Below are 18,051 nucleotides of genomic sequence, written 5' to 3'. Positions count from 1 at the left end.
GCGTGTCTGCTGTCGGCGCCTCATCGCGTACGTCTTGGCCACGTTGTGTGGTCTTCCGCTCTGGCTGACTCTGAGAACTTCACTGAATTGGGGCGGTCAGGTCAATCGTCCTAGTAGTGGTACGGTCACATTCAGCCTGTGAGTCACCCCCAATCGGGTGACTCTTTGTTCTCGTGTGTGTCACTTATTGCGGGCGGGCGGTTCCGGATGATCGGATTCCCGTTAGGTATCCGTGCCCGGTGGCTGTCCGGAACCGGGCAGCCCTCAGGATCGGCCGTCAGCCGTCCGAGGTAAGCGGTCGCCGCGGCCTCGGCGTGGCGGTCACCTCGACCAGCCGGTGCAGATGGTCCGAGTAGAGGCCGTCGAGACCGTAGCCGAGCAACCGCCGCAGCGTCGCCGCGGACTGTGCGTCCCACCCGAATGCAAGGATTCCGGCCGCGTGCAGGTCGGCCACGATGCCGGCCCGGGCCGGCGTCCACTCCCGCGTGCGCAGATTCAGGGTGTCCACGCCGGCGTCCCGCAGGACGCGGGCATACGCGGCGGCGCCGCCGTTCGCGGCCACCTCCGCGGCCGAGGTGGAGTTCACCAACCTGACATCGCCGTCGAGCTGTCGCCACGCCCGTAGGTCGGACAGCGGGCCACACAGCCACAGCCGCCGCAGGGCGGCCTGGCCGCCCTCGGCCCGGACGACGCTGAGAACCGCTTCGGCGGCCGCCGTCGCGGACATCCCCGCGGGGCGGCCCTTCAGGTCCAGGCTGAGCTCGAAGGGCCGGCCGGCGTCCTGGTAGAGCTCGGCGAGGGTGGGCATCCACCTCGGCAGGTCGGCCCGGCGCAGCTCCGCCACCCGCCGCCGCCACGGGAGCCAGGCCGGGCCCAGCGTCGCATCGTGCCGCAGCACCGGGACGCCGTCGGCGGTCAGCCAGACGTCCGACTCCAGGCCGTTCGCACCCGCCGCCAGCGCGCGCCGGAAAGCCGGCAGGGCGTTCTCCCGCTGGCAGAGAGCCGGCGCGCCGCGGTGCGCGAAGCCGATCACCATGGTGGTGCCGGCCACGTGCCGACCACCCGGAGCCGCACCGGGCGGGCCGAGGTCCGGGTGGGTCGCGTCAGGTGCGTCGGGCGCGTCACCGGCGGCTCAGCTGGTGAAGTGCTTCAGGGCGAGGTCATGCAGGTGGCCGTTCGTGGTGAGGATCGTGCCGTGGGACGGCCCGCGCTGCCCACTCAGGTCGGTGAAGCGCCCGCCGGCCTCCTCGACGATGATCTGGAGGGCGGCGAGATCCCACAGCGAGACCTCCGGCTCGCAGGCGAGGTCGACGGCGCCCTCGGCGACCATCATGTGCGACCAGAAGTCGCCGTAGGCCCGGCTGCGCCAGACCTGCTCGGCGAGGCTGAGGAACTCCGGCAGCCGGTCGGCCGTCCGCCACCCCTCGATCGAGGCGAACGAGAGGAACGCGTCGGACAACCGGGTGACGGAGGAGACCCGCAGGGCGCGGGTGTCACCGGTGGCGTTGCGGGTGAAGGCGCCCATGCCCTGGGCGGCCCACCAGCGCCGGCTCATCGCCGGTGCGCTCGCGACACCGACGACCATCTCGCCGTCGACCTCGAGACCGAGCAGCGTGCCCCACACGGGCACCCCGCGGACGAAGTTCTTGGTGCCGTCGACGGGGTCGAGAATCCAGCGCCGGCGCGCGTTCTCACCGACGAGGCCCTCCTCCTCGCCGAGCACGCCGTCGCCGGGCCGCGCGACGGCGAGGCGCTCACGGATCATGGACTCGACGGCGGTGTCCGCGTCGGAGACCGGGGTGTTGTCGGGCTTCGACTCGACGTGGAGGTCCACCGCCTGGAAACGGGAGAGGGTGATCCGGTCGGCGGCGTCGGCGAGGCTCAGGGCGAGCGCGAGGTCGTCGGCCAGCCAGCCGGTGGGGTCGACCGCCCCGGCCGGGTTGGCGCTGACGGGGCTCGGGTTTGACGGAGTCACGAGGGAAGACTACGAGTTTCGACGTCGCGGGATCAGCCCTGCGCCCACCGGGCGTGCGGCCTCGATCCGGCCGTCTCGGGCCGCGGGCACATCGTCAGGGGCCGCTGGCCCGCTGTTATCTGGTGTCGCCGTGCGGGTCGGCGGCTCCGCCGGGTCGGCGGGTGTCCGCCCGTAGAGGGCCTGGGACCACACCAGCGTGAGCGTTCTCACTACGACGGCGGGATCCGCCCGCGGATGGCGGCCGAGCGTTTCGCGCAGATATGTATCGGTCATCGCCATCAGCGCCCGTGGGCTCTGCGGGTGCTGGTCGCCGGGAACCGTGCCGCGGTTGCGTTCCCGGTCGACCCGCTCGGCCACGGCGGCGGCGAATCCGTCCACCGTCGCCTGCTGGTAGCGGGCCGCGAGGTCGGGGTCCGCCGCGGCGGCGTCCGCGATGGCGCTGAGGATGAGCCCGTGCCGCTGGTAGACGTCGACCAGGGTCTGCGCGGAACGCCGGCAGTCCTCGGCCGGGTCGCCGTTGCCGTCGAACCAGGCGGACGACGTCGCCGAGAGCTCGCCCTCTATCTCGTGGAGCAGCCGGCGCAGCAGATCGGGAAGGTCGCGGAAGTAGGCATAGAACGCCGACCGCCCCAGCCCCGTCCGTGCCATCAGCGCGGCCACGGTGATCGGCACGTTGGTCTCGGAGGATCCGATCATCTCCGTCGCGGCCCGCAGGATCTCGCGTTCGGCCTCCACCGGCTGCCGGCGCCGGCGGCGGGCTACGCGGGCGAACTCGCTCGCGCGCGGCACCGTCCCTTGATCAATCACAGCCCGAGACTAGGTGCCCCGTTAGCATGATCACCCGATCGGGATCAGGGTTTGTTGATCACATGGTTGAAGCTAGCCCTGCGCGACCGCGCGCAGTTCTGGGACGCCAGTGGTTGTGCGGCACCGTTGCCTCGGTTGTCCGGGCCGGCAGCCCCGGAACCGGTGCCGGCGCGGGCGTCGGCACCAGCACCAGTGCCGACCCCGGGTCAGCCGGGCGTGACGCGGGTGGCGAGCAGCCGCCGCAGGCTGGCCACCCGTACGGGGTCGACCCGACCGGCCTGGACGGCCGCGTCGAGCCCGCAGTCCGGAGCGGTCAGGTGGTCGCATCCGGGCTCACAGTCGACCGTCGCGGCGGACAGATCGTCGAAGGCCAGCAGGACCCGTTCGGGCTGGACGGCACCCAGCCCGAACGAGCGGATCCCGGGAGTGTCGACCACCGTCCCCCCGGCGGGCAGGGCGAGCGCCACCGCGGCCGAGGAGGTGTGGCGGCCGCGGCCGGTGACCGCGTTGACCACGCCGATGGCCCGGTCGGCGTTCGGGACGAGTCGGTTCACCAGTGTCGACTTCCCGACTCCGCTGTGGCCGAAGAAGACGCTGGTGGCCTCGTGCAGGAGGACGAGCAGCGGGTCCAGGTCACCGCCTGGACGGGTGGTGACCACCGGTAGCCCGAGCGGCTCATAGGACTCCCGCACCGGGCCGGGATCCGCGAGGTCCGTCTTGGTCAGGCACAGCACCGGTGTCAACCCGCCGTCGTACGCGGCCACCAGGCACCGGTCGATCAGACCGGTGCGGGGCGGCGGGTCGGTCAGAGCACAGACGATGACAAGCAGATCCGCGTTCGCGACGATGGGCCGCTCGACGGGGTCGGCGTCGTCCGCGGTCCGGCGCAGCAGGCTGCTCCGTTCCTCGCGGCGCACGATGCGGGCCAGGGAACCGGGCCGCCCTGACAGATCACCGACGAGCTCGACCTGGTCGCCGACGACGACGGAGGTCCGGCGCATCGACCCGCCGCGCACGGCGGCGACCAGCTCGGCGCCCGCCCCGTCCGCCTCGCCTGCACCGGCCCGCCCGCCCGGCCGGCCGGCCTTGCCACGTGACGCCCCCGACGCGCCTGCGCTGCCCGGCCGGCAGGTGTAGCGCCCACGATCGACCGCGACCACGACGGCCCGGGTCGCGTCGGCGTGCTCGGGCCGGATCCGGGTCCGCGGCCGGGAACCCCGGCCGGGTCGGGTGCGGACGTCGTCCTCGTCCAGTTCGCGTGCCACGGTGTCAGCCGGCCAGCATCGAGGTCCACATCCGGGCGAAGTCGGGGACTGTCTTGCCGGTCGTGGCGATGTCGTCGATGGTGACCCCGGGCACCGCGAGGCCGACGACGGCGAAGGTCATCGCCAGCCGGTGGTCGGCGTGCGGGTCGAGGCGCGCACCGCGCAGCGGCACCGGATCGATCCGCAGGCCGTCGTCGGTGACGGCGATCCGTGCGCCGAGCTTGCCCAGCTCGCTGGCCAGCGCGGCGAGCCGGTCCGTCTCCTGCAGGCGCAGGTGGGCGATGCCACGCAGCCGGGACGGGGTATCCGCGAGCACCGCGAGGCCCGTCAGCACCGGCGCGGCCTCCCCGAAGTCGGAGAGGTCGGCGTCGATGCCGGTGATCCGCCCGCCGCCGGTGACCCGCAGCCCTTCCGGGCGCAACTCCGCCTCGGCGCCCATGGCCACCAGCAGCTCGGGCAACAGACGCCCGGGCTGCTCGGTGTGGGCGGGCCAGCCCGGGATGGTGACCTGGCCGCCGGTGGCGACCGCGGCGGCGAGGAAGGCAGTCGCGCTGTTCAGGTCGGGCTCGATGACCCGGTCCAGCGGCGCGGGGCCGCCGGGCTCCACCCGCCAACGCCTGATGGACGCCGCGTCGGCGGTACCCGACGGCCGGTCGCCCGGCCCGGGGACGTCGACGTGCACCGTCACCCCGGCCGCGCGCAGGTCGGCGACCGTCATGTCCAGGTAGGGGCCCGACGGCAGCCGGTGCCCCGCGTGCGTCACGGTCGCGCCGCGCTCGAACCGGGACGCCGCGAGCAGCAGCCCGGACACCAGCTGGCTTGACGTCGACGCGTCCACCGTCACCGCACCACCGGCGATGCCGCCGCCGCCCCGCACCGTGAACGGCATCCGATCACCGTCGATCCGCGCGCCGAGCTCCCGCAACGCGGCCAGCAGCGGGGTCAGCGGGCGCTCCCGCATGCGCGGGTCGCCGTCGAAGTGGACGTCGCCCTTGGCCAGGGTGGCCAGCGCCGGCGTGAAGCGCGCGACGGTGCCGGCGTTGCCGCAGTCGATCGAGGCCAGCCCACCGTTGATCGCCCCGACGGGGCCGGTGACGACGAGGTCGGCGCCGGCCGGACCGGGGTCGGTGGCGGGCGCGTCCGTCACCTGCGCGCCCAGGTTGCGCAGTGCGGCCGCCATCAGCAGCGTGTCCCGCGAGCGGAGCGGACCACGCAGCCGGGAGGCCCCGTCCGCGAGGGCGGCCAGGACCAGCGCGCGGTTGGTGCCGGATTTGGAGCCGGGTACCGCGACGGTTGCGCTGACCGGCCCGGTCGCTACCGGCGCCGGCCACGGGTCGTGTTGCTCGCGCTGCTCGCGGGTGGTGGTGGTCACGGTGCCAGCATGCCGGATTCCGGCCGTCAGTCAGGCCGGCGGGCCGAGGCGATCAGATGAATACCGATCGACTCGCCCTCGCGCTCGGCGGCCAGCTCGACCTCGGTACGGACCAGGGTGGGGAAGCAGGAGACGTCCTCGGCGACGGCCCGGCGGACCGCCTCGGCCGAGAGCACGGTGCGCGGGCGGATCCAGTCGACCTCCAGCCCGGCGCTGGTCAGCAGGGCACGCAGCTCCTCGGGCCAGAAGCAGCGGGTGATGCTGCCGTCCTCGGCCGGAACCAGGACGACATCCGCGCGTGGCACGTCCGAAAGCTCCGCCCACCGGTGCTGCTCGGCGAGCCGGGCAAGGCCCAGCAGCAGCGAGTCGACACAGAGCAGCAGACGGCCACCTGGCCGCAGCATCTGGTAGATCTCCTCGAGGGTCGTCTCCGTCGCCAGGCAGAACGACAGGGCGCGTGCCTCGGCGAGAACGGCGTCGAAGGACCCGGGCCGGAACCAGTCGAGCGAGCGCGCGTCGCCGACGACCCGCTGCAGCCGGCCGGGGCCGGAGCCGGGCGCCGGGTCGCTCGCACCCGGTGCGTCATCAATGGTCAGGCTGCTGACCACCCGCACCACCTCGTGACCCGCGGTGGCCATCTGGCGTGCGAACCTGGCACGCGGGCCGGAGACGTCGAGGACGCGGACCGGCCCGGTGGGCAGCCATTCCCGCAGCTGGGCCGAGGCGACTTCCTCGTAGAAGGCCCAGTAGGGGTCGTCACTGTTGGCCGGGGCCTCACAGACCAGCGTGTTCGTGTTCGCCCGGGACGAGTGAGCGTCGGCGTCGGCGCCAGACAGCATGGACCGTTCCTACCCTTCGAGGGGCAATGATGCGAGGCATGTCACACACGCAAGGTGAAATTCTGACAGATGTTCGGGCCGACCACGCAGTGTCCTTCCATACCGGCTCGGGCAACAGGGAGACCCGCGTGCCGTTCGTGCACGTTCCGGTTCCCCTGTTCGCCGTTTCCCCGCCCGCCGCGAAGGCCCGCCCGGCGCGGGCCGCGACCGGCGGGCCAGTGACCGGCGGGCTGGTGACCGGCAGGCCGGTGACTGACGCCAGCCCGGCGGAGCGCTCGCGGTGATCGGGGAACTCATCTCTGTCGACGGTGGACGCCTGCGGGTAGTTCCCGCTCCGCTGGACGCGGGTCCGGGGTCTGCCCAGGCCGGCGCCCCGTTCGCGGGTGTCACCGCACCTCCCGGAGCGACCGTGGTGCTGCTGCACGGCGCTGGCAGCGGCACCGACACGCCGGTGCTGACCGCGCTCGCCGGCCGCCTGGCGGGGGCCGGAACACGGGTCGCCACGCTGGAGATGCCCTACCGGGTGGCCGGTCGCCGCGCGCCGGACCGCCCGAGCCGGCTGGACGGGGTCCTCACGGCCGCGGTGGCGGCCCTGGGCTCCCCGGCGTTCCTCGGGCTCGCCGGCGCGTCGATGGGGTCCCGGGTGGCGGTCCGCTGTGCCCGCACGGTCGGGGCCCGCGCGGTGCTGGCGCTGGGCTTCCCGCTGCAGCCGCCGGGTGGGCGGCCCTCGCGCGAGCCGGAGCTGGCCGACGCCGGTGTGCCGGTGCTGGTGATCCAGGGTGAACGTGACGCCTTCGGAACCCCGGCGGCCGACCCGTCCCGACAGGTCGAGGTGCGGATCGTGGCTGGCGCCGACCACTCGTTCCGGGTTCGGGTCCGTGACGCGAGGACGGTGGGCGAGGTGGCCGCCGAGGCCGCGGATCTCGGTTCGTCCTGGCTGCTCGGGCAGCTGGCCGGCACTGCCGGCGTCGGGGCCACTGCTGGCTCCGGTGGCTCCGGTGGTGGCGGTGCCGCCGGTGGCACCGCTGCCGAGGTCTGAGACGGCCCCGGAAGGGTCGAAGGCCGTGGCGGCCCGCAGGAGAGCGTGGCGCGCCCCGGATGTGTGCTCACGTCCACCTCTGGTACCCAGGTTCGCGTCGCTGGAACCGGGAATTGGGACCGGCGTTCGCTGGTTTGGCGGAGTGGAAGGGCAAGAGGCAGGCACCGGGCGAGGGGCACCGAGGTGGTGCGGCTCCCACGGTGGCCGCGTCGTGGAGGTTCGATGAGGTCCCACCACATTGTTCCGGCTGCGCCGCCGACGGAATGTCGTGCGACGCGCCCGGGGCACGGAGGTAACGCCGCGGCGCCGCCACGCGCATGGTCCGTGGCAGGGGTATCGTCCGGCGCGGAGAGTTGGGCGGTCCGGGCAGTCGTCGGTGGGCCGGTGACTGGTCCCGGGCACGGTGAAGGAGTGATCCTGGTCGACGAGACCGGCGACGAGACAGCCGAGGCACGCGGCGCTCGCTTTGAGCGGGATGCGCTGCCGTTCCTCGACCAGCTTTACGCGGCCGCGTTGCGGATGACGCGCAACCCCGCGGACGCGGAGGATCTCGTCCAGGAGACCTTCGTCAAGGCGTTCGCGGCGTTTCACCAGTTCCAGGAGGGCACCAACCTCAAGGCCTGGCTGTACCGCATCCTGACGAACACCTTCATCAACACCTACCGGAAGCGTCAGCGCCAGCCGTTGCAGAGTCCGACCGAGCAGGTCGAGGACTGGCAGCTCGCCGAGGCCGAGTCACACACGTCGACCGGCCTCAAAAGCGCCGAGGCGGAGGCGCTGGAGCATCTGCCTGACAGCGACATCACCGAGGCGCTGCAGGCCCTGCCCGAGGATTTCCGGATGGCGGTCTACCTGGCCGATGTCGAAGGGTTCTCCTACAAGGAGATCGCTGAGATCATGGGCACGCCGATCGGAACGGTCATGTCCCGGTTGCACCGTGGGCGGCGTGGTCTGCGGAAGTCGCTGGAGCAGTACGCGCAGGAGCGCGGGCTTGTTCCGGCCGGGTCCGCCGAGAACGAGGGCGGTGGGTCGTGAGCTGTGGAGCAAGCCACAACATTGACTGCCGGAAGGTGCTCGACGCCGTTTTTCTCTACCTGGACGGCGAGTGCAACGGTTCACAGCAGAATCTCATCCGGTCGCATCTCGACGAGTGTTCGCCGTGCCTGCGGGAGTTCGGCGTGGAACACGAGGTGAAAATGCTCGTCGCCCGCAAGTGCGGCGGTGAGCGGGCGCCGGATTCGCTGCGGTTGAGCGTGCTCGCGCGGCTGCGGGCGGCCCGCTCCGATAGCGACGCGGCCGCCGAGTTCCAGCCGGAGTAGGGGGCGGCCGCCGGCGGGTCTGGAGCGGGGTGCCTGCGGCGGCTGCGTGTGCGGCGCCGTCCCGGGTGCGCCCGGGCGTCTCGACACTCCCCGGCGGCCCCGGCGTGGAGCGGGGCGAGCAGGTGCCTGGCCGGGCCGGCCGGCCGGCAGGCCGTCGGCGGCGGGCGTGAGCGCGGAAGCGGTGCTTTTCAGGTGCGGCGCTTATCGGGCTCACAGCTGCTGCGGTTAGGCTTCTGTGTGTGCGTATCCTCGTGACCGGCGCGGCCGGTTTCATCGGTTCCACGGTCGTCGACCGGATGCTTGCCGATGGTCATTCGGTCGTCGGGCTTGACGACCTGTCGTCCGGGCGAATGGAGAATCTCGCGCAGGCGGGGTCAGATGCCCGTTTCTCCTTCGAGAAGGGCGATATCACGGCCACCGGCCTCACCGACTTCGTCGCGCGGGTTCGGCCGGATGTCGTGGCTCATCTCGCCGCGCAGATCGACGTCCGGGTGAGTGTGGCCGATCCGCTGCGCGACGCACGCCTCAATGTGCTGGGCACGATCAACGTGCTGGAGGCGGCCCGACTGGCGGGTGCGTCGAAGGTGATCCACACGTCGTCGGGCGGGTCGATCTACGGCACCCCGGCCGTGCTGCCGGTCAGCGAGGCCGTCGCGCCGTCCCCGGAATCGCCGTACGCGGCCGGCAAGGCCGCGGGCGAGCTCTACCTCAACGTCTACCGCGCGACCTACGGCCTGGCCAGCACCGCGCTGGCGCTGGGCAACGTCTTCGGCCCGCGGCAGGATCCGCACGGCGAGGCCGGTGTGGTCGCGATCTTCGGCACCGCGCTGCTGGAGGGCCGCCCGACCAAGATCTTCGGTGACGGCACGACCAGCCGGGACTACGTCTACGTCGCGGACGTCGCGGACGCCTTCGCCCGATGCGTGCCGGCCGAGGCCGCCAACGGCCTGCGGCTCAACATCGGGACGGCGGTCGAGACCACGGTGCGGGACCTGCACAGCCGTGTCGCGCGCCTGGTGGGTGTGCCGGACGATCCGCAGTTCGCCGCGCCGCGGCCCGGGGAGCTCCAGCACATCGCGCTGGACGTCGCCCTCGCCCAGCAGGCGATCGGCTGGCGCCCGCAGGTCAGCCTGGACGCCGGGCTCGGGCACACCATCGACTGGATCCGGGGCCGGCTCAGCAGCACGGCCACCGCCGCCAGCGTCTAGCCCGGTAGCCCGGTAGCCCGGTTGGCGAGTCGCAGGAGTGAGCGATTTTGGTCGTTGCAACGACCAAAATCCTTACTTCTTGCGGGTCACCAGGCGACTCTGTGCCCCTTTCGTCCCTCTGGCGGCCAACCGCCGGTGCGGCGTGGCGGTGTGGGTGGGATCAGGGATCCAGCCGCCCGGGAGCAGGCCCCAAGGGCCCCAGGGCCCCCAGGGCCCGGGTGGCCCGGTGGGAGACGCGTCAGCGCCCGCCGCCGGCCCACCCGGACCACCTGTCAGGTGTTCGGGCGCTTGCCGTGGTTGGCCTTGTGCTTGGCCCTGGCGCGCCGCTTGCGCTTCTTCTTCGCCATGACGCCCTCCTCTCATTCCTTCGGCCACATACTGCCAGCCCGTCGGCGCACGTCGTCGTGACGGTTCGGTCGACGATCAGGGGGTGTCGACCGGGTGACGGGGGCCGCTCCCGGTGACGCGGTCCGCGGCCGTGTCGGTCCCGGCGGCCTGGGCCTCGGCTCCTGCGGCCTCGACGGCATCGACGGCCGCGCCGTCCCCCGCGGCTCCGGCCGCTCCCGCGCCGGCGGCCTGGGCCGCCGGCGCGGGAGCGGGAGCCACGGTCACGTCGTCGGCCCAGCCGTCCTCGGCGAAGTCGTCACTCTCGGCGAAGTCGTCACTCTCGGCGAAGTCGTCACTCTCGGCGAAGTCGTCACTCTCGGCGAAGTCATCGCTCTCGGTGAAGTCGTCGCCCTCGGGGAATCCGTCATCCTCGGCGAGTTCGCCGACCGGCTCGGTGTGGACGGCGACCGCCGTCGCGACGCGGCCGCCGTCCTGCGCGGGTTCGTCGTCCACGGTGCCCCGGCCGGGCTCCGCTGCCGTGGCGGCCCCGCCGGCCCGCGTACGGCGCTCCGCGGAGTCCGCGTTCGCCGTTCTGCGTGGCCGGTCGAGGCCGGCGACCATCCGCGCCTGAAGGGTCCGCCGTGCCCGCACCGGGCCGACGCCGCCGAACAGGCCCAGCCCTGCGGCCATCAGGACGTCCCCGAAGCTCACCACCGCCGCGGACCCGGGCATGGGCAGCGGCAGGATGTCGCTGAGGAGGCGCAGCGAGGTCTGCGAGTCCGCCACGGTGTGGAAATGCGAGGCCGTGATCTCCTCGATGGGCACCCCCGCCCGGTCCGCCGCCCAGGCCGAGACCGGCATGTCCCCGCCGTTGGCGTTGATCACGGCAGCGTTGAGGATGACGCCGGCACAGAGCAGCCCCAGCCCGGGTAGCCGCCGGTTCGTCAGGGTGAAGACCACCAGGCTGGCCGACGCGAGGATCCATGCGGGGCCGTGCAGTGGGCCGATGAGCCGGCCAACCGCCAGGACGGCCACCGCTGCGACGAACAGCGGGGGCCGGGCGACGTACACGCGGCTGAGGGCGTCCGGGGTTCCGCCCCTCGCGAGACCCACGGCCAACCCGCACAGAAGGGTCAGTAGGAGGAGTACGAGCACATCCGTAAGTGTGGCCGGTGGTGGCCCGGGCGCACACCACCGGCCGCCGGTGTGACCTGTCCGCAGGGACACGACGCGTCCCACACGCCGCTGAGCGGCGCTCGCGTCGGGACGCCCGAGCGGCCCCACGGGTGCCCCCGGGGCGCGCCATGGCCCACTCGTGGCGCGCTGACGGAAGCGCACCGGGTCACCACTACGCTGATACCAGCAGCGCCGCAGCGTGGTCGAGGCGAGGGAAGGGAAGCCTGATGGCTGAGGAAGTCCGTGCCGAGATGGTTGCCAACGTCTGGAAGGTCGTCGTCGGTGTCGGTGACTCCGTCGCGGCCGGTGACGCGCTGGTCATTCTCGACTCCATGAAGATGGAGATCCCGGTGATCAGCGAGGAGGGTGGCACGGTCGCGAGCATCGCCGTCAACGAGGGCGATGTCGTGCAGGACGGGGACCTGATCGCCGTCGTGGAGTCCTGACCCGCGAGTTCTGACTCGCTTCCAGGTGCGGCGCGGCGTCCGGGGAGGGCGCGGGCGGGTGGCTCTGCCCTACGCTGGTGCCCTATGGACGCCTCGTTCTGTGACCGCTGTGGCCAGCTTGCGAGCATCGGGAGCCACGAGGCCTGCGCGCGGGCCCGGGCGCTCGAACCGCCGCGGTACTGCCAGTCCTGCCGGCGCCGCCTGGTCGTCCAGGTGACCCCGCTGGGGTGGAGCGCCCGGTGCGCTGAGCACGGGACGTCCGTGTCGAACTGACGGGCGGGCTGCCCGGGCCGGCGGCGTCACGCCGCGCGCCGGGCGGCCCGGCCCGGGCCCGTGTGCTCGGCGCGCTACAGGGTGGCCTGCAACGACTTGATCGGCATGCGCAGGTCGGCGAGCATCTCCAGGTCGCTGCCGGGGTCCTTGCCCAGTGTGGTCAGGTAGTTCCCGACGATCACCGCGTTGATGCCGCCGAGCATGCCCCGCACGTCGAGATCGCCCAGGGTGATCTCACGTCCCCCCGCGTAGCGCAGGATCGTGCGCGGCAGCGCGAGCCGGAAGGCGGCGATGGTGCGCAGCGCGTCGCGGGCGTCGACCGGCGGCAGGTCTCCGAAGGGAGTGCCCGGCCGCGGGTTCAGGAAGTTCAGCGGCACCTCGTCGGGCTCCAGCATCGCCAGCTGGGCGGCGAGCTCGGCGCGCTGCTCCAGTGACTCGCCCACCCCGATGATCGCCCCGCAGCACAGCTCCATGCCGGCGGCGCGGACGAGCTCACACGTCTCCCACCGCTCCTCCCAGCTGTGGGTCGTCACGACCTGGGGGAAGTACGAGCGCGCCGTTTCCAGGTTGTGGTTGTAGCGGTGCACGCCGAGTTCGGCGAGCTCGTCCACCTGCTCCTGGGTGAGCATGCCGAGCGAGCAGGCCACCTGGATGTCGACCGCTTCGCGGATCGCTGCCACACCTTCGCGGATCTGCGCCATCAGCCGCTCGTCGGGACCGCGGACGGCGGCGACGATGCAGAACTCGGTGGCACCGGTCGCGGCTGTGGCCTTGGCGGCGTCGACGAGCGAGGGGATGTCCAGCCAGGCCGACCGAACCGGCGAGTCGAAGCGCCCGGACTGCGAGCAGAAGTGGCAGTCCTCGGGGCAGCCGCCGGTCTTGAGGCTGATGATGCCCTCGACCTCGACCTCGGGGCCGCACCAGCGCAGCCGGACCTCGTGGGCCAGCGCGAGCAGGTCGTTGAGGGATTCGTCGGGCAGCCGGAGGACCGCCAGCACGTCCTGCTCGTCGAGCCCTCGGCCCGCCTCGAGGACCTGTTCGCGTGCGCGGGCGAGCAGGCCGTCGTCGGGAGCATCGACGGCCGGGGACGTTTCCACTGGCGTGGTCACAGGTGCGGTCACAGGGATCCCCATCGCAAGGTCGGGTGTGGCTGCCGGTGGGTGTGGAGGCGGAGGCTTCGGCATGGGCCGTGGTGTCCGTGCCGCCACCATTGTTCAGTCATCCGTGCTGATCGTGCCGGTGTTGTGACGTGTGTCTGCGGTGCCGTCATGCGGTGCCGGCGTGCGGCTGTCATGCGGTGCCGGCGTGCGGCTGTCATGCGGTGCCGTCATGCGGCGTGCCGGGCCCGGAACGCGGCGGCGTCGAAAGCGCCGCCGAGTGCTGGTTCGAGCGAGGCCCGCGCCACGTCCAGGAACCGCTGCGGGTCGAGCAGGCCCGCGCCGGCCGGGACGGCTCCGGCGAGCGGGCGCGCCGCCAGCAGCTCCAGGTCGGTGATGTTGCTGCGGGCGGCCAGGTCGGGCGTCGCCGGCCAGGAGCCGATCACGACACCGGCCAGGTCGAGGCCGCGGTGCGCCATGGCCTCCAGGGTGAGCGCGGTCGCGTTGAGGCTGCCCAGCCCGGCGGTGGTCACCACGAGCACGGGCGCCTTCAGCATGCGGGCGAGGTCGGCGACGGTGGCGCCGGCCTCGTCGTAGCGGACCAGCAGGCCGCCGGCGCCCTCGACGAGGACGAGGCGGCGGTCGGCCCGCAGCGTGTGGACGGTGTCGGCCACCGTGGCGAGGTCGAGGGTGGGCCGGCCGGCCCGGCGCGCGGCGCTGACCGGCGCCAGCGGGTCGCCGTAGCGCACGAGCTCGTGGACGTCCCCGACCCCGGACAGGTCCCGGACCAGATCCACATCGCCGAGCTCGTCGGCGCGGACGCCGGTCTGCGCCGGTTTGACGACGGCCACTGTGGTTCCGCGGTCCGCGGCGAGTGCCGCCAGCGCGGCCGTCACCACGGTCTTGCCCACCTCGGTCCCGGTTCCTGTGACGATTATCACGCTCATCGTTCGGGGAAGCGTGCGATCGATCCGGTGATCACCCCGACCGCCCGGGCCACATCGGCGTCGGTGAGATCGGCCCGGGCGGCGACCCGCAGCCGGCTCGTGCCGGCGGGGACCGTCGGCGGGCGGAAGCATCCGACGGCGACGCCGGCCTCGCGGCAGGCCGCGGCGACGCCGACCGCCCGTTCGGGGTCGCCGAGCACCACGGAGACCACAGCTCCGGCCGGTTCCGGAGCCCCCGTCGCCGCCGCGATCTCGTGTGCGCGCCGCCGGACCTGCTCCGGAAGCTGCGGCCGCTCGGTGAGCAGGCGCAGCGCGGCGAGTGCCGAGCCCGCGCAGGCCGGTGCCAGGCCGGTGTCGAAGATGAAGGTCCGGGCGGTGTCGATGAGGTGGTCGCGCAGCGCGGCCGGGCCGAGGACGGCGCCACCCTGGCTGCCCAACGACTTGGAAAGGGTGACGGTGGCGATCACGTCGGGCTGGCCGGCGAGCCCGGCGGCGGCCAGGGCGCCCCGGCCGCCGTCGCCCACCACGCCGAGCCCGTGCGCCTCGTCGACGAGCAGCACGGCGCCGTGCCGTCTGACAACTCCGTGCAGGGCGGCCAGCGGAGCCAGGTCGCCGTCGGCGGAGAAGACCGAGTCGCTGAGGACGAACGCGCGCCGCCAGGTGCCGGTCGTGAGCGCCTTGTCGACCGCATCCACGTCCGCGTGCGGGGTGACCACGACGTCGGCGCGGGACAGCCGGCAGGCGTCCACCAGCGAGGCATGGTTGTGCTCGTCCGAGACCACCAGGTCGCCGGGGCCGGTCAGCGCGGTGATCATCGCGAGGTTGGCGGCGTACCCGGAGGAGAAGACCAGCGCCGAGGCGAAGCCGAGATGCTCGGCCAGCGCGGCCTCGAGATCGCCGTGCAGCGTCGTGGTGCCGCTCACCAGGCGGCTGCCGGTGGACCCGGCGCCGAACGCGCGCAACGCTGCGATCCCACCCTCGATCACGGCGGGATGGCGAGCGAGCCCGAGGTAGTCGTTGCCGGCCAGGTCGAGCAGGAGGTCGCCGTCCGTCCAGGGCTGCAGGGATCCCTGTGCCGGCAGCGCCGCGTTCCCCGGTGCGTCGCCTGGCGTGTCGCCCGGTCGCGGGCGCGGCGCTCGGGGGCGCAGGACCCGGTGCAGCCCGGCCTCGGATCGCTGCCGTGCCGCCGCCGCCAACCAGCCGAGTGGATCGGCGTCGGGGGGTCCGTCGGGCTGCTTGCCTGGTGACGTGGTGCTGGTGCGTTCGGGCATCACGTCGGCGAGCGTACGCATTCCGACCCAGCCGCCCGGCACGCCACCGCGGGCGTCTGGCAGTCTGCGTCCCGTGGGAACCCTGGCCGACGCCCTGCGAGCGGGCACCGATCTCAGCGACGACGACATCGACCACCTCCACGCGCTCGTCGCGGACTGGGCGCTGCTGGCCGACCTGTCCTTCGCGGACCTGCTACTGCTCGTGCCCGCTCGGTCCGGTTCGGTACGCGCGGGTCACGCCGGTGGCATGGAGTTCCAGGTCGTGGCCCAGGTGCGTCCGACGACCGGGCCGACGGCGTACCACAACGACGAGGTGGGCAGCGTCGTCATCAACCGCTGGGTGGTGCAGAACGCCTGGCGTGAGCACCGCATCGCCCGGGAGGGCGAGCCGGAGTGGGACGGTGGCGTCCCGGTTCGGACCGAGGCGATTCCGGTCCGGCACGGCAACCGGGTGATCGCGGTCCTGGCGCGTGACACCAACCTCGCGACGACGCGCACGCCGAGCGCGCTGGAGTCCGCGTACCTGCAGGCGGCGAACAACCTGGCACTGATGATCGCCGAAGGGGCGTTCCCGTTCCTGGGCGGCTCCGCGGAGCTGCCCGAGCCTCCGCGGGTCGGCGACGGGATGATGCGCCTGGACGGTGCCGGCAAGGTCATCTTCGCCAGCCCGAACGCGTTGTCGGCCTACCGGCGTCTCGGCTACACCGGGAACGTCACCGGCGAGGACCTGCGCACCGTGCACCGGGCACTGAACCTGCCGGCGACCACACCCGCGGTGTGGCACGCGATCAGCCGGCGCCGGCCGGTCGAGGTCGAGCTGGAGGTGGGCAGCACGGTGGTGCTGCTCCGGGCGATCCCGCTGTACCCGGGCGCGATCCGGGAGGTTCTGGTCCTCGTCCGGGACGTCTCGGAGCTGCGGCGCCGCGAGGCCCAGCTGCTGAGCAAGGACGCGACGATCCGCGAGATCCATCATCGGGTCAAGAACAACCTGCAGACGGTGGCCGCGCTGCTGCGCCTGCAGATGCGGCGCACCAAGGCGGACGAGGCCAGGGACGCGCTGCGGGAGTCCGTGCGCCGGGTCACCTCGATCGCGGTCGTGCACGAGACGCTCTCCCAGACCCTTGGCGAGTCGGTGCCCTTCGACGAGATCGCGGACCAGATCACCTCGGTGACGGTGGATCTCGCCTCGACCGGGACACGTGCGACGACGCGGCGGACCGGGTCGTTCGGACGGCTGCCCGGCGAACTCGCCACGCCGTTGGCACTTGTGCTTTCGGAGCTTCTGCAGAATGCTGTCGAACATGCGTTCGACGGATCCTCGGGGGCGATCGAGCTCCGGGTGCGGCGTGAGGGTGACCGCCTCGACATCGTCATCGCCGACGACGGCGCGGGTCTGCCGGATGACTTCCAGCTCGAGCACTCGCCCCGGCTCGGGCTGCAGATCGTGCGGCAGCTGGTGCTCGGCGAGATGCGGGGGACCATCCGGCTGCAGGCCGGTCCGGAGCGGGGGACCGAGGCGCTGCTTTCGATTCCACTTTCTTGAAGTCGTGTGTTTGGGGCTTGCGTGGCGGGGTAGACCCTCCTGCGTGACCTCCGTCCACGGCCGACGCGCGCTGGTCGAGTCGTCTCCGTCGGCGGGGTCGTCGGGTGGGAAAGTGGCCCGAAAAGATTTTTCGGCCGCTCCGTCCGTGTCCGTGCAGGCGACTGCGGCGGACCAGCGGACAGAGCGGCCGATGGTGTTACTCTTCGCGGCTCCCGCGCTGAGCGCGCGCGGTCACCACACCTCGGTAGCGGACGCGGGCGACCTCTCCCACCGGGGGCGAGATCCAGCTCATCCGTGTACGTCGAGGCTGCCAGAGATCATTGTTTGGTTGTGGTCGGCCTGCACGAAGCAGGCGCGTTCCGTGCTGACGCCGACTGGCGCGGTATCGCCCAGGCCAGGGCGCTACCGAGCTCAGGCGGTGCGAACTCGCAGGCGTTCCTGGCGCTTGAGCGCCCGGCGTTCATCCTCGCTGAGACCGCCCCAGACTCCGGAGTCCTGCCCGGTGTCAAGAGCCCAGTTGAGACAGTCACTTGTGACTGCGCATCGCCTGCAGACTGCCTTCGCTTCTTCGACCTGGCGTTCTGCCGGACCGGTCGTACCGATCGGGAAGAAGAGCTCGGGATCCTCGTCACGGCAAAGCGCGCGGTGGCGCCAGTCCATGCGTACTACTCCCTCTCTCGTCTCGGACCACACTGCACATCAGACGCTCGGTGAGCCGCCTTGGTTGCGTCGCGTCCCAGAAGAAAATTTCGGATGTCTGGTTGGGGCGTGACGATCGGGGCTTGTGCGAGTGCATGCGCGTGGTCCCAGGTGCACGTGCATCTACCTCGGACATTCGCCACCCTCCCACCGGAACGGGCAGGTGCGCAAGAACCTGCATGCGTCTTCACACCGGGTCTGGCCGGTACCTGTCCACCAGGGACACGGGCGGACCACGGCTGAGCCGACCCTTCACCCAGGATTGGCCGTGGGGAGAGAATCCCTTGTCCCGTAGCTCTTTTTGGCCTACCGGATCATGTCTGACCGTTGTGGGGTGACTCGGCGCCGCGCGTCGCTGCCAGGCTAGCTGATCTTGTGAATGCAGGCCATGACGCTTGGTCATTCTGTGCTAGGCTGTCGCTTTGGTGTTGATTCTCGCTGTGCATAG

Annotated in this window: 20 protein-coding genes; 8 read left to right on the top strand and 12 right to left on the bottom strand. The window is 72.3% G+C overall.

Going from position 1 to position 18,051, the window contains the following annotated elements:
• Positions 1 to 277 precede the first annotated feature (277 nt).
• The 6 genes from AWX74_RS26610 to AWX74_RS26585 form a co-directional block, all read right to left on the bottom strand.
• Positions 278 to 1,036: a glycerophosphodiester phosphodiesterase gene (locus AWX74_RS26610; protein ID WP_091282678.1), complete on the bottom strand. Its 759-nt coding sequence runs from the start codon at positions 1,034 to 1,036 to the stop codon at positions 278 to 280.
• Between the two features lie 96 nt (positions 1,037 to 1,132).
• The gene (gene hisN, locus AWX74_RS26605) at positions 1,133 to 1,975 is read right to left on the bottom strand and encodes a histidinol-phosphatase (RefSeq protein ID WP_091282591.1); all 843 of its coding nucleotides are present in this window, start codon (positions 1,973 to 1,975) and stop codon (positions 1,133 to 1,135) included.
• A 9-nt stretch (positions 1,976 to 1,984) separates the two neighbouring features.
• Positions 1,985 to 2,764, bottom strand: coding sequence for a TetR family transcriptional regulator (locus AWX74_RS26600; protein WP_091282589.1), 780 nt, complete (start codon positions 2,762 to 2,764; stop codon positions 1,985 to 1,987).
• A gap of 224 nt (positions 2,765 to 2,988) precedes the next feature.
• Complete coding sequence (rsgA, locus tag AWX74_RS26595) at positions 2,989 to 4,047, bottom strand: ribosome small subunit-dependent GTPase A (RefSeq protein WP_091282584.1); 1,059 nt, start codon at positions 4,045 to 4,047, stop codon at positions 2,989 to 2,991.
• 4 nt (positions 4,048 to 4,051) lie between these two features.
• On the bottom strand, positions 4,052 to 5,419 hold the full coding sequence (aroA, locus tag AWX74_RS26590) for a 3-phosphoshikimate 1-carboxyvinyltransferase (RefSeq protein WP_091282580.1): 1,368 nt from the start codon (positions 5,417 to 5,419) through the stop codon (positions 4,052 to 4,054).
• A 26-nt stretch (positions 5,420 to 5,445) separates the two neighbouring features.
• Entirely contained in the window at positions 5,446 to 6,258 is an 813-nt protein-coding gene (locus AWX74_RS26585; protein ID WP_091282577.1) for a methyltransferase domain-containing protein, read from the bottom strand.
• 128 nt (positions 6,259 to 6,386) lie between these two features.
• On the opposite strand from AWX74_RS26585, the gene AWX74_RS40210 reads away from it, so the two are divergent.
• The 5 genes from AWX74_RS40210 to AWX74_RS26560 all read left to right on the top strand — a co-directional run bounded on the left by AWX74_RS40210 (position 6,387) and on the right by AWX74_RS26560 (position 9,824).
• Complete coding sequence (locus tag AWX74_RS40210; protein WP_165615793.1) at positions 6,387 to 6,542, top strand: hypothetical protein; 156 nt, start codon at positions 6,387 to 6,389, stop codon at positions 6,540 to 6,542.
• Entirely contained in the window at positions 6,539 to 7,297 is a 759-nt protein-coding gene (locus tag AWX74_RS26575; RefSeq protein ID WP_242666431.1) for an alpha/beta hydrolase family protein, read from the top strand. The genes AWX74_RS40210 and AWX74_RS26575 overlap by 4 nt, the downstream gene beginning before the upstream one ends.
• A 222-nt stretch (positions 7,298 to 7,519) precedes the next feature.
• Positions 7,520 to 8,332, top strand: coding sequence for a sigma-70 family RNA polymerase sigma factor (locus tag AWX74_RS26570; protein ID WP_226931250.1), 813 nt, complete (start codon positions 7,520 to 7,522; stop codon positions 8,330 to 8,332).
• Positions 8,329 to 8,616 (top strand): mycothiol system anti-sigma-R factor, encoded by a 288-nt coding sequence (gene rsrA, locus AWX74_RS26565; protein WP_091282571.1) that lies wholly within the window; start codon positions 8,329 to 8,331, stop codon positions 8,614 to 8,616. The genes AWX74_RS26570 and rsrA overlap by 4 nt, the downstream gene beginning before the upstream one ends.
• A gap of 239 nt (positions 8,617 to 8,855) precedes the next feature.
• Positions 8,856 to 9,824: an NAD-dependent epimerase/dehydratase family protein gene (locus AWX74_RS26560; protein WP_091282567.1), complete on the top strand. Its 969-nt coding sequence runs from the start codon at positions 8,856 to 8,858 to the stop codon at positions 9,822 to 9,824.
• A gap of 272 nt (positions 9,825 to 10,096) precedes the next feature.
• Here the strand turns inward: AWX74_RS26560 and AWX74_RS42640 are convergent, their stop codons facing one another.
• Positions 10,097 to 10,171 carry a 50S ribosomal protein bL37 gene (locus tag AWX74_RS42640; RefSeq protein ID WP_369809780.1) on the bottom strand — a complete coding sequence of 25 codons (75 nt, stop codon included), beginning with the start codon at positions 10,169 to 10,171 and terminating at the stop codon, positions 10,097 to 10,099.
• A 76-nt stretch (positions 10,172 to 10,247) separates the two neighbouring features.
• Positions 10,248 to 11,264 (bottom strand): DUF5317 domain-containing protein, encoded by a 1,017-nt coding sequence (locus AWX74_RS26555; protein WP_242666430.1) that lies wholly within the window; start codon positions 11,262 to 11,264, stop codon positions 10,248 to 10,250.
• Positions 11,265 to 11,554: 290 nt separating this feature from the next.
• On the opposite strand from AWX74_RS26555, the gene AWX74_RS26550 reads away from it, so the two are divergent.
• Both AWX74_RS26550 and bsaP read left to right on the top strand, forming a co-directional pair.
• A complete protein-coding gene (locus tag AWX74_RS26550) occupies positions 11,555 to 11,773 on the top strand; it encodes a biotin/lipoyl-binding carrier protein (RefSeq protein WP_006539775.1) in 219 nt (72 codons plus the stop codon).
• A gap of 84 nt (positions 11,774 to 11,857) precedes the next feature.
• Positions 11,858 to 12,046, top strand: coding sequence for a biotin synthase auxiliary protein BsaP (gene bsaP / locus AWX74_RS42635; protein ID WP_035951111.1), 189 nt, complete (start codon positions 11,858 to 11,860; stop codon positions 12,044 to 12,046).
• 74 nt (positions 12,047 to 12,120) lie between these two features.
• On the opposite strand, the gene bioB is transcribed toward bsaP, so the two are convergent.
• The 3 genes from bioB to AWX74_RS26530 all read right to left on the bottom strand — a co-directional run bounded on the left by bioB (position 12,121) and on the right by AWX74_RS26530 (position 15,382).
• Positions 12,121 to 13,179 carry a biotin synthase BioB gene (bioB, locus tag AWX74_RS26540; RefSeq protein ID WP_091282560.1) on the bottom strand — a complete coding sequence of 353 codons (1,059 nt, stop codon included), beginning with the start codon at positions 13,177 to 13,179 and terminating at the stop codon, positions 12,121 to 12,123.
• A 194-nt stretch (positions 13,180 to 13,373) separates the two neighbouring features.
• On the bottom strand, positions 13,374 to 14,090 hold the full coding sequence (gene bioD, locus AWX74_RS26535) for a dethiobiotin synthase (protein WP_091282556.1): 717 nt from the start codon (positions 14,088 to 14,090) through the stop codon (positions 13,374 to 13,376).
• Positions 14,087 to 15,382, bottom strand: coding sequence for an 8-amino-7-oxononanoate synthase (locus tag AWX74_RS26530; protein WP_091282674.1), 1,296 nt, complete (start codon positions 15,380 to 15,382; stop codon positions 14,087 to 14,089). The genes bioD and AWX74_RS26530 overlap by 4 nt, the downstream gene beginning before the upstream one ends.
• A gap of 52 nt (positions 15,383 to 15,434) precedes the next feature.
• Between AWX74_RS26530 and AWX74_RS26525 the strand changes: the two genes are divergently transcribed.
• Positions 15,435 to 16,904, top strand: a complete 1,470-nt coding sequence (locus tag AWX74_RS26525; protein WP_006539779.1) for a sensor histidine kinase — start codon at positions 15,435 to 15,437, stop codon at positions 16,902 to 16,904.
• A 411-nt stretch (positions 16,905 to 17,315) separates the two neighbouring features.
• On the opposite strand, the gene AWX74_RS26520 is transcribed toward AWX74_RS26525, so the two are convergent.
• Positions 17,316 to 17,564 (bottom strand): WhiB family transcriptional regulator, encoded by a 249-nt coding sequence (locus tag AWX74_RS26520; RefSeq protein ID WP_006539780.1) that lies wholly within the window; start codon positions 17,562 to 17,564, stop codon positions 17,316 to 17,318.
• Positions 17,565 to 18,051: the final 487 nt, after the last annotated feature.

It is taken from the genome of Parafrankia irregularis (assembly GCF_001536285.1).
Classification (GTDB): domain Bacteria; phylum Actinomycetota; class Actinomycetes; order Frankiales; family Frankiaceae; genus Parafrankia; species Parafrankia irregularis.
Note: the sequence above shows the minus strand (reverse complement) of the source record. Positions and strands in the feature narration are given on the sequence as shown.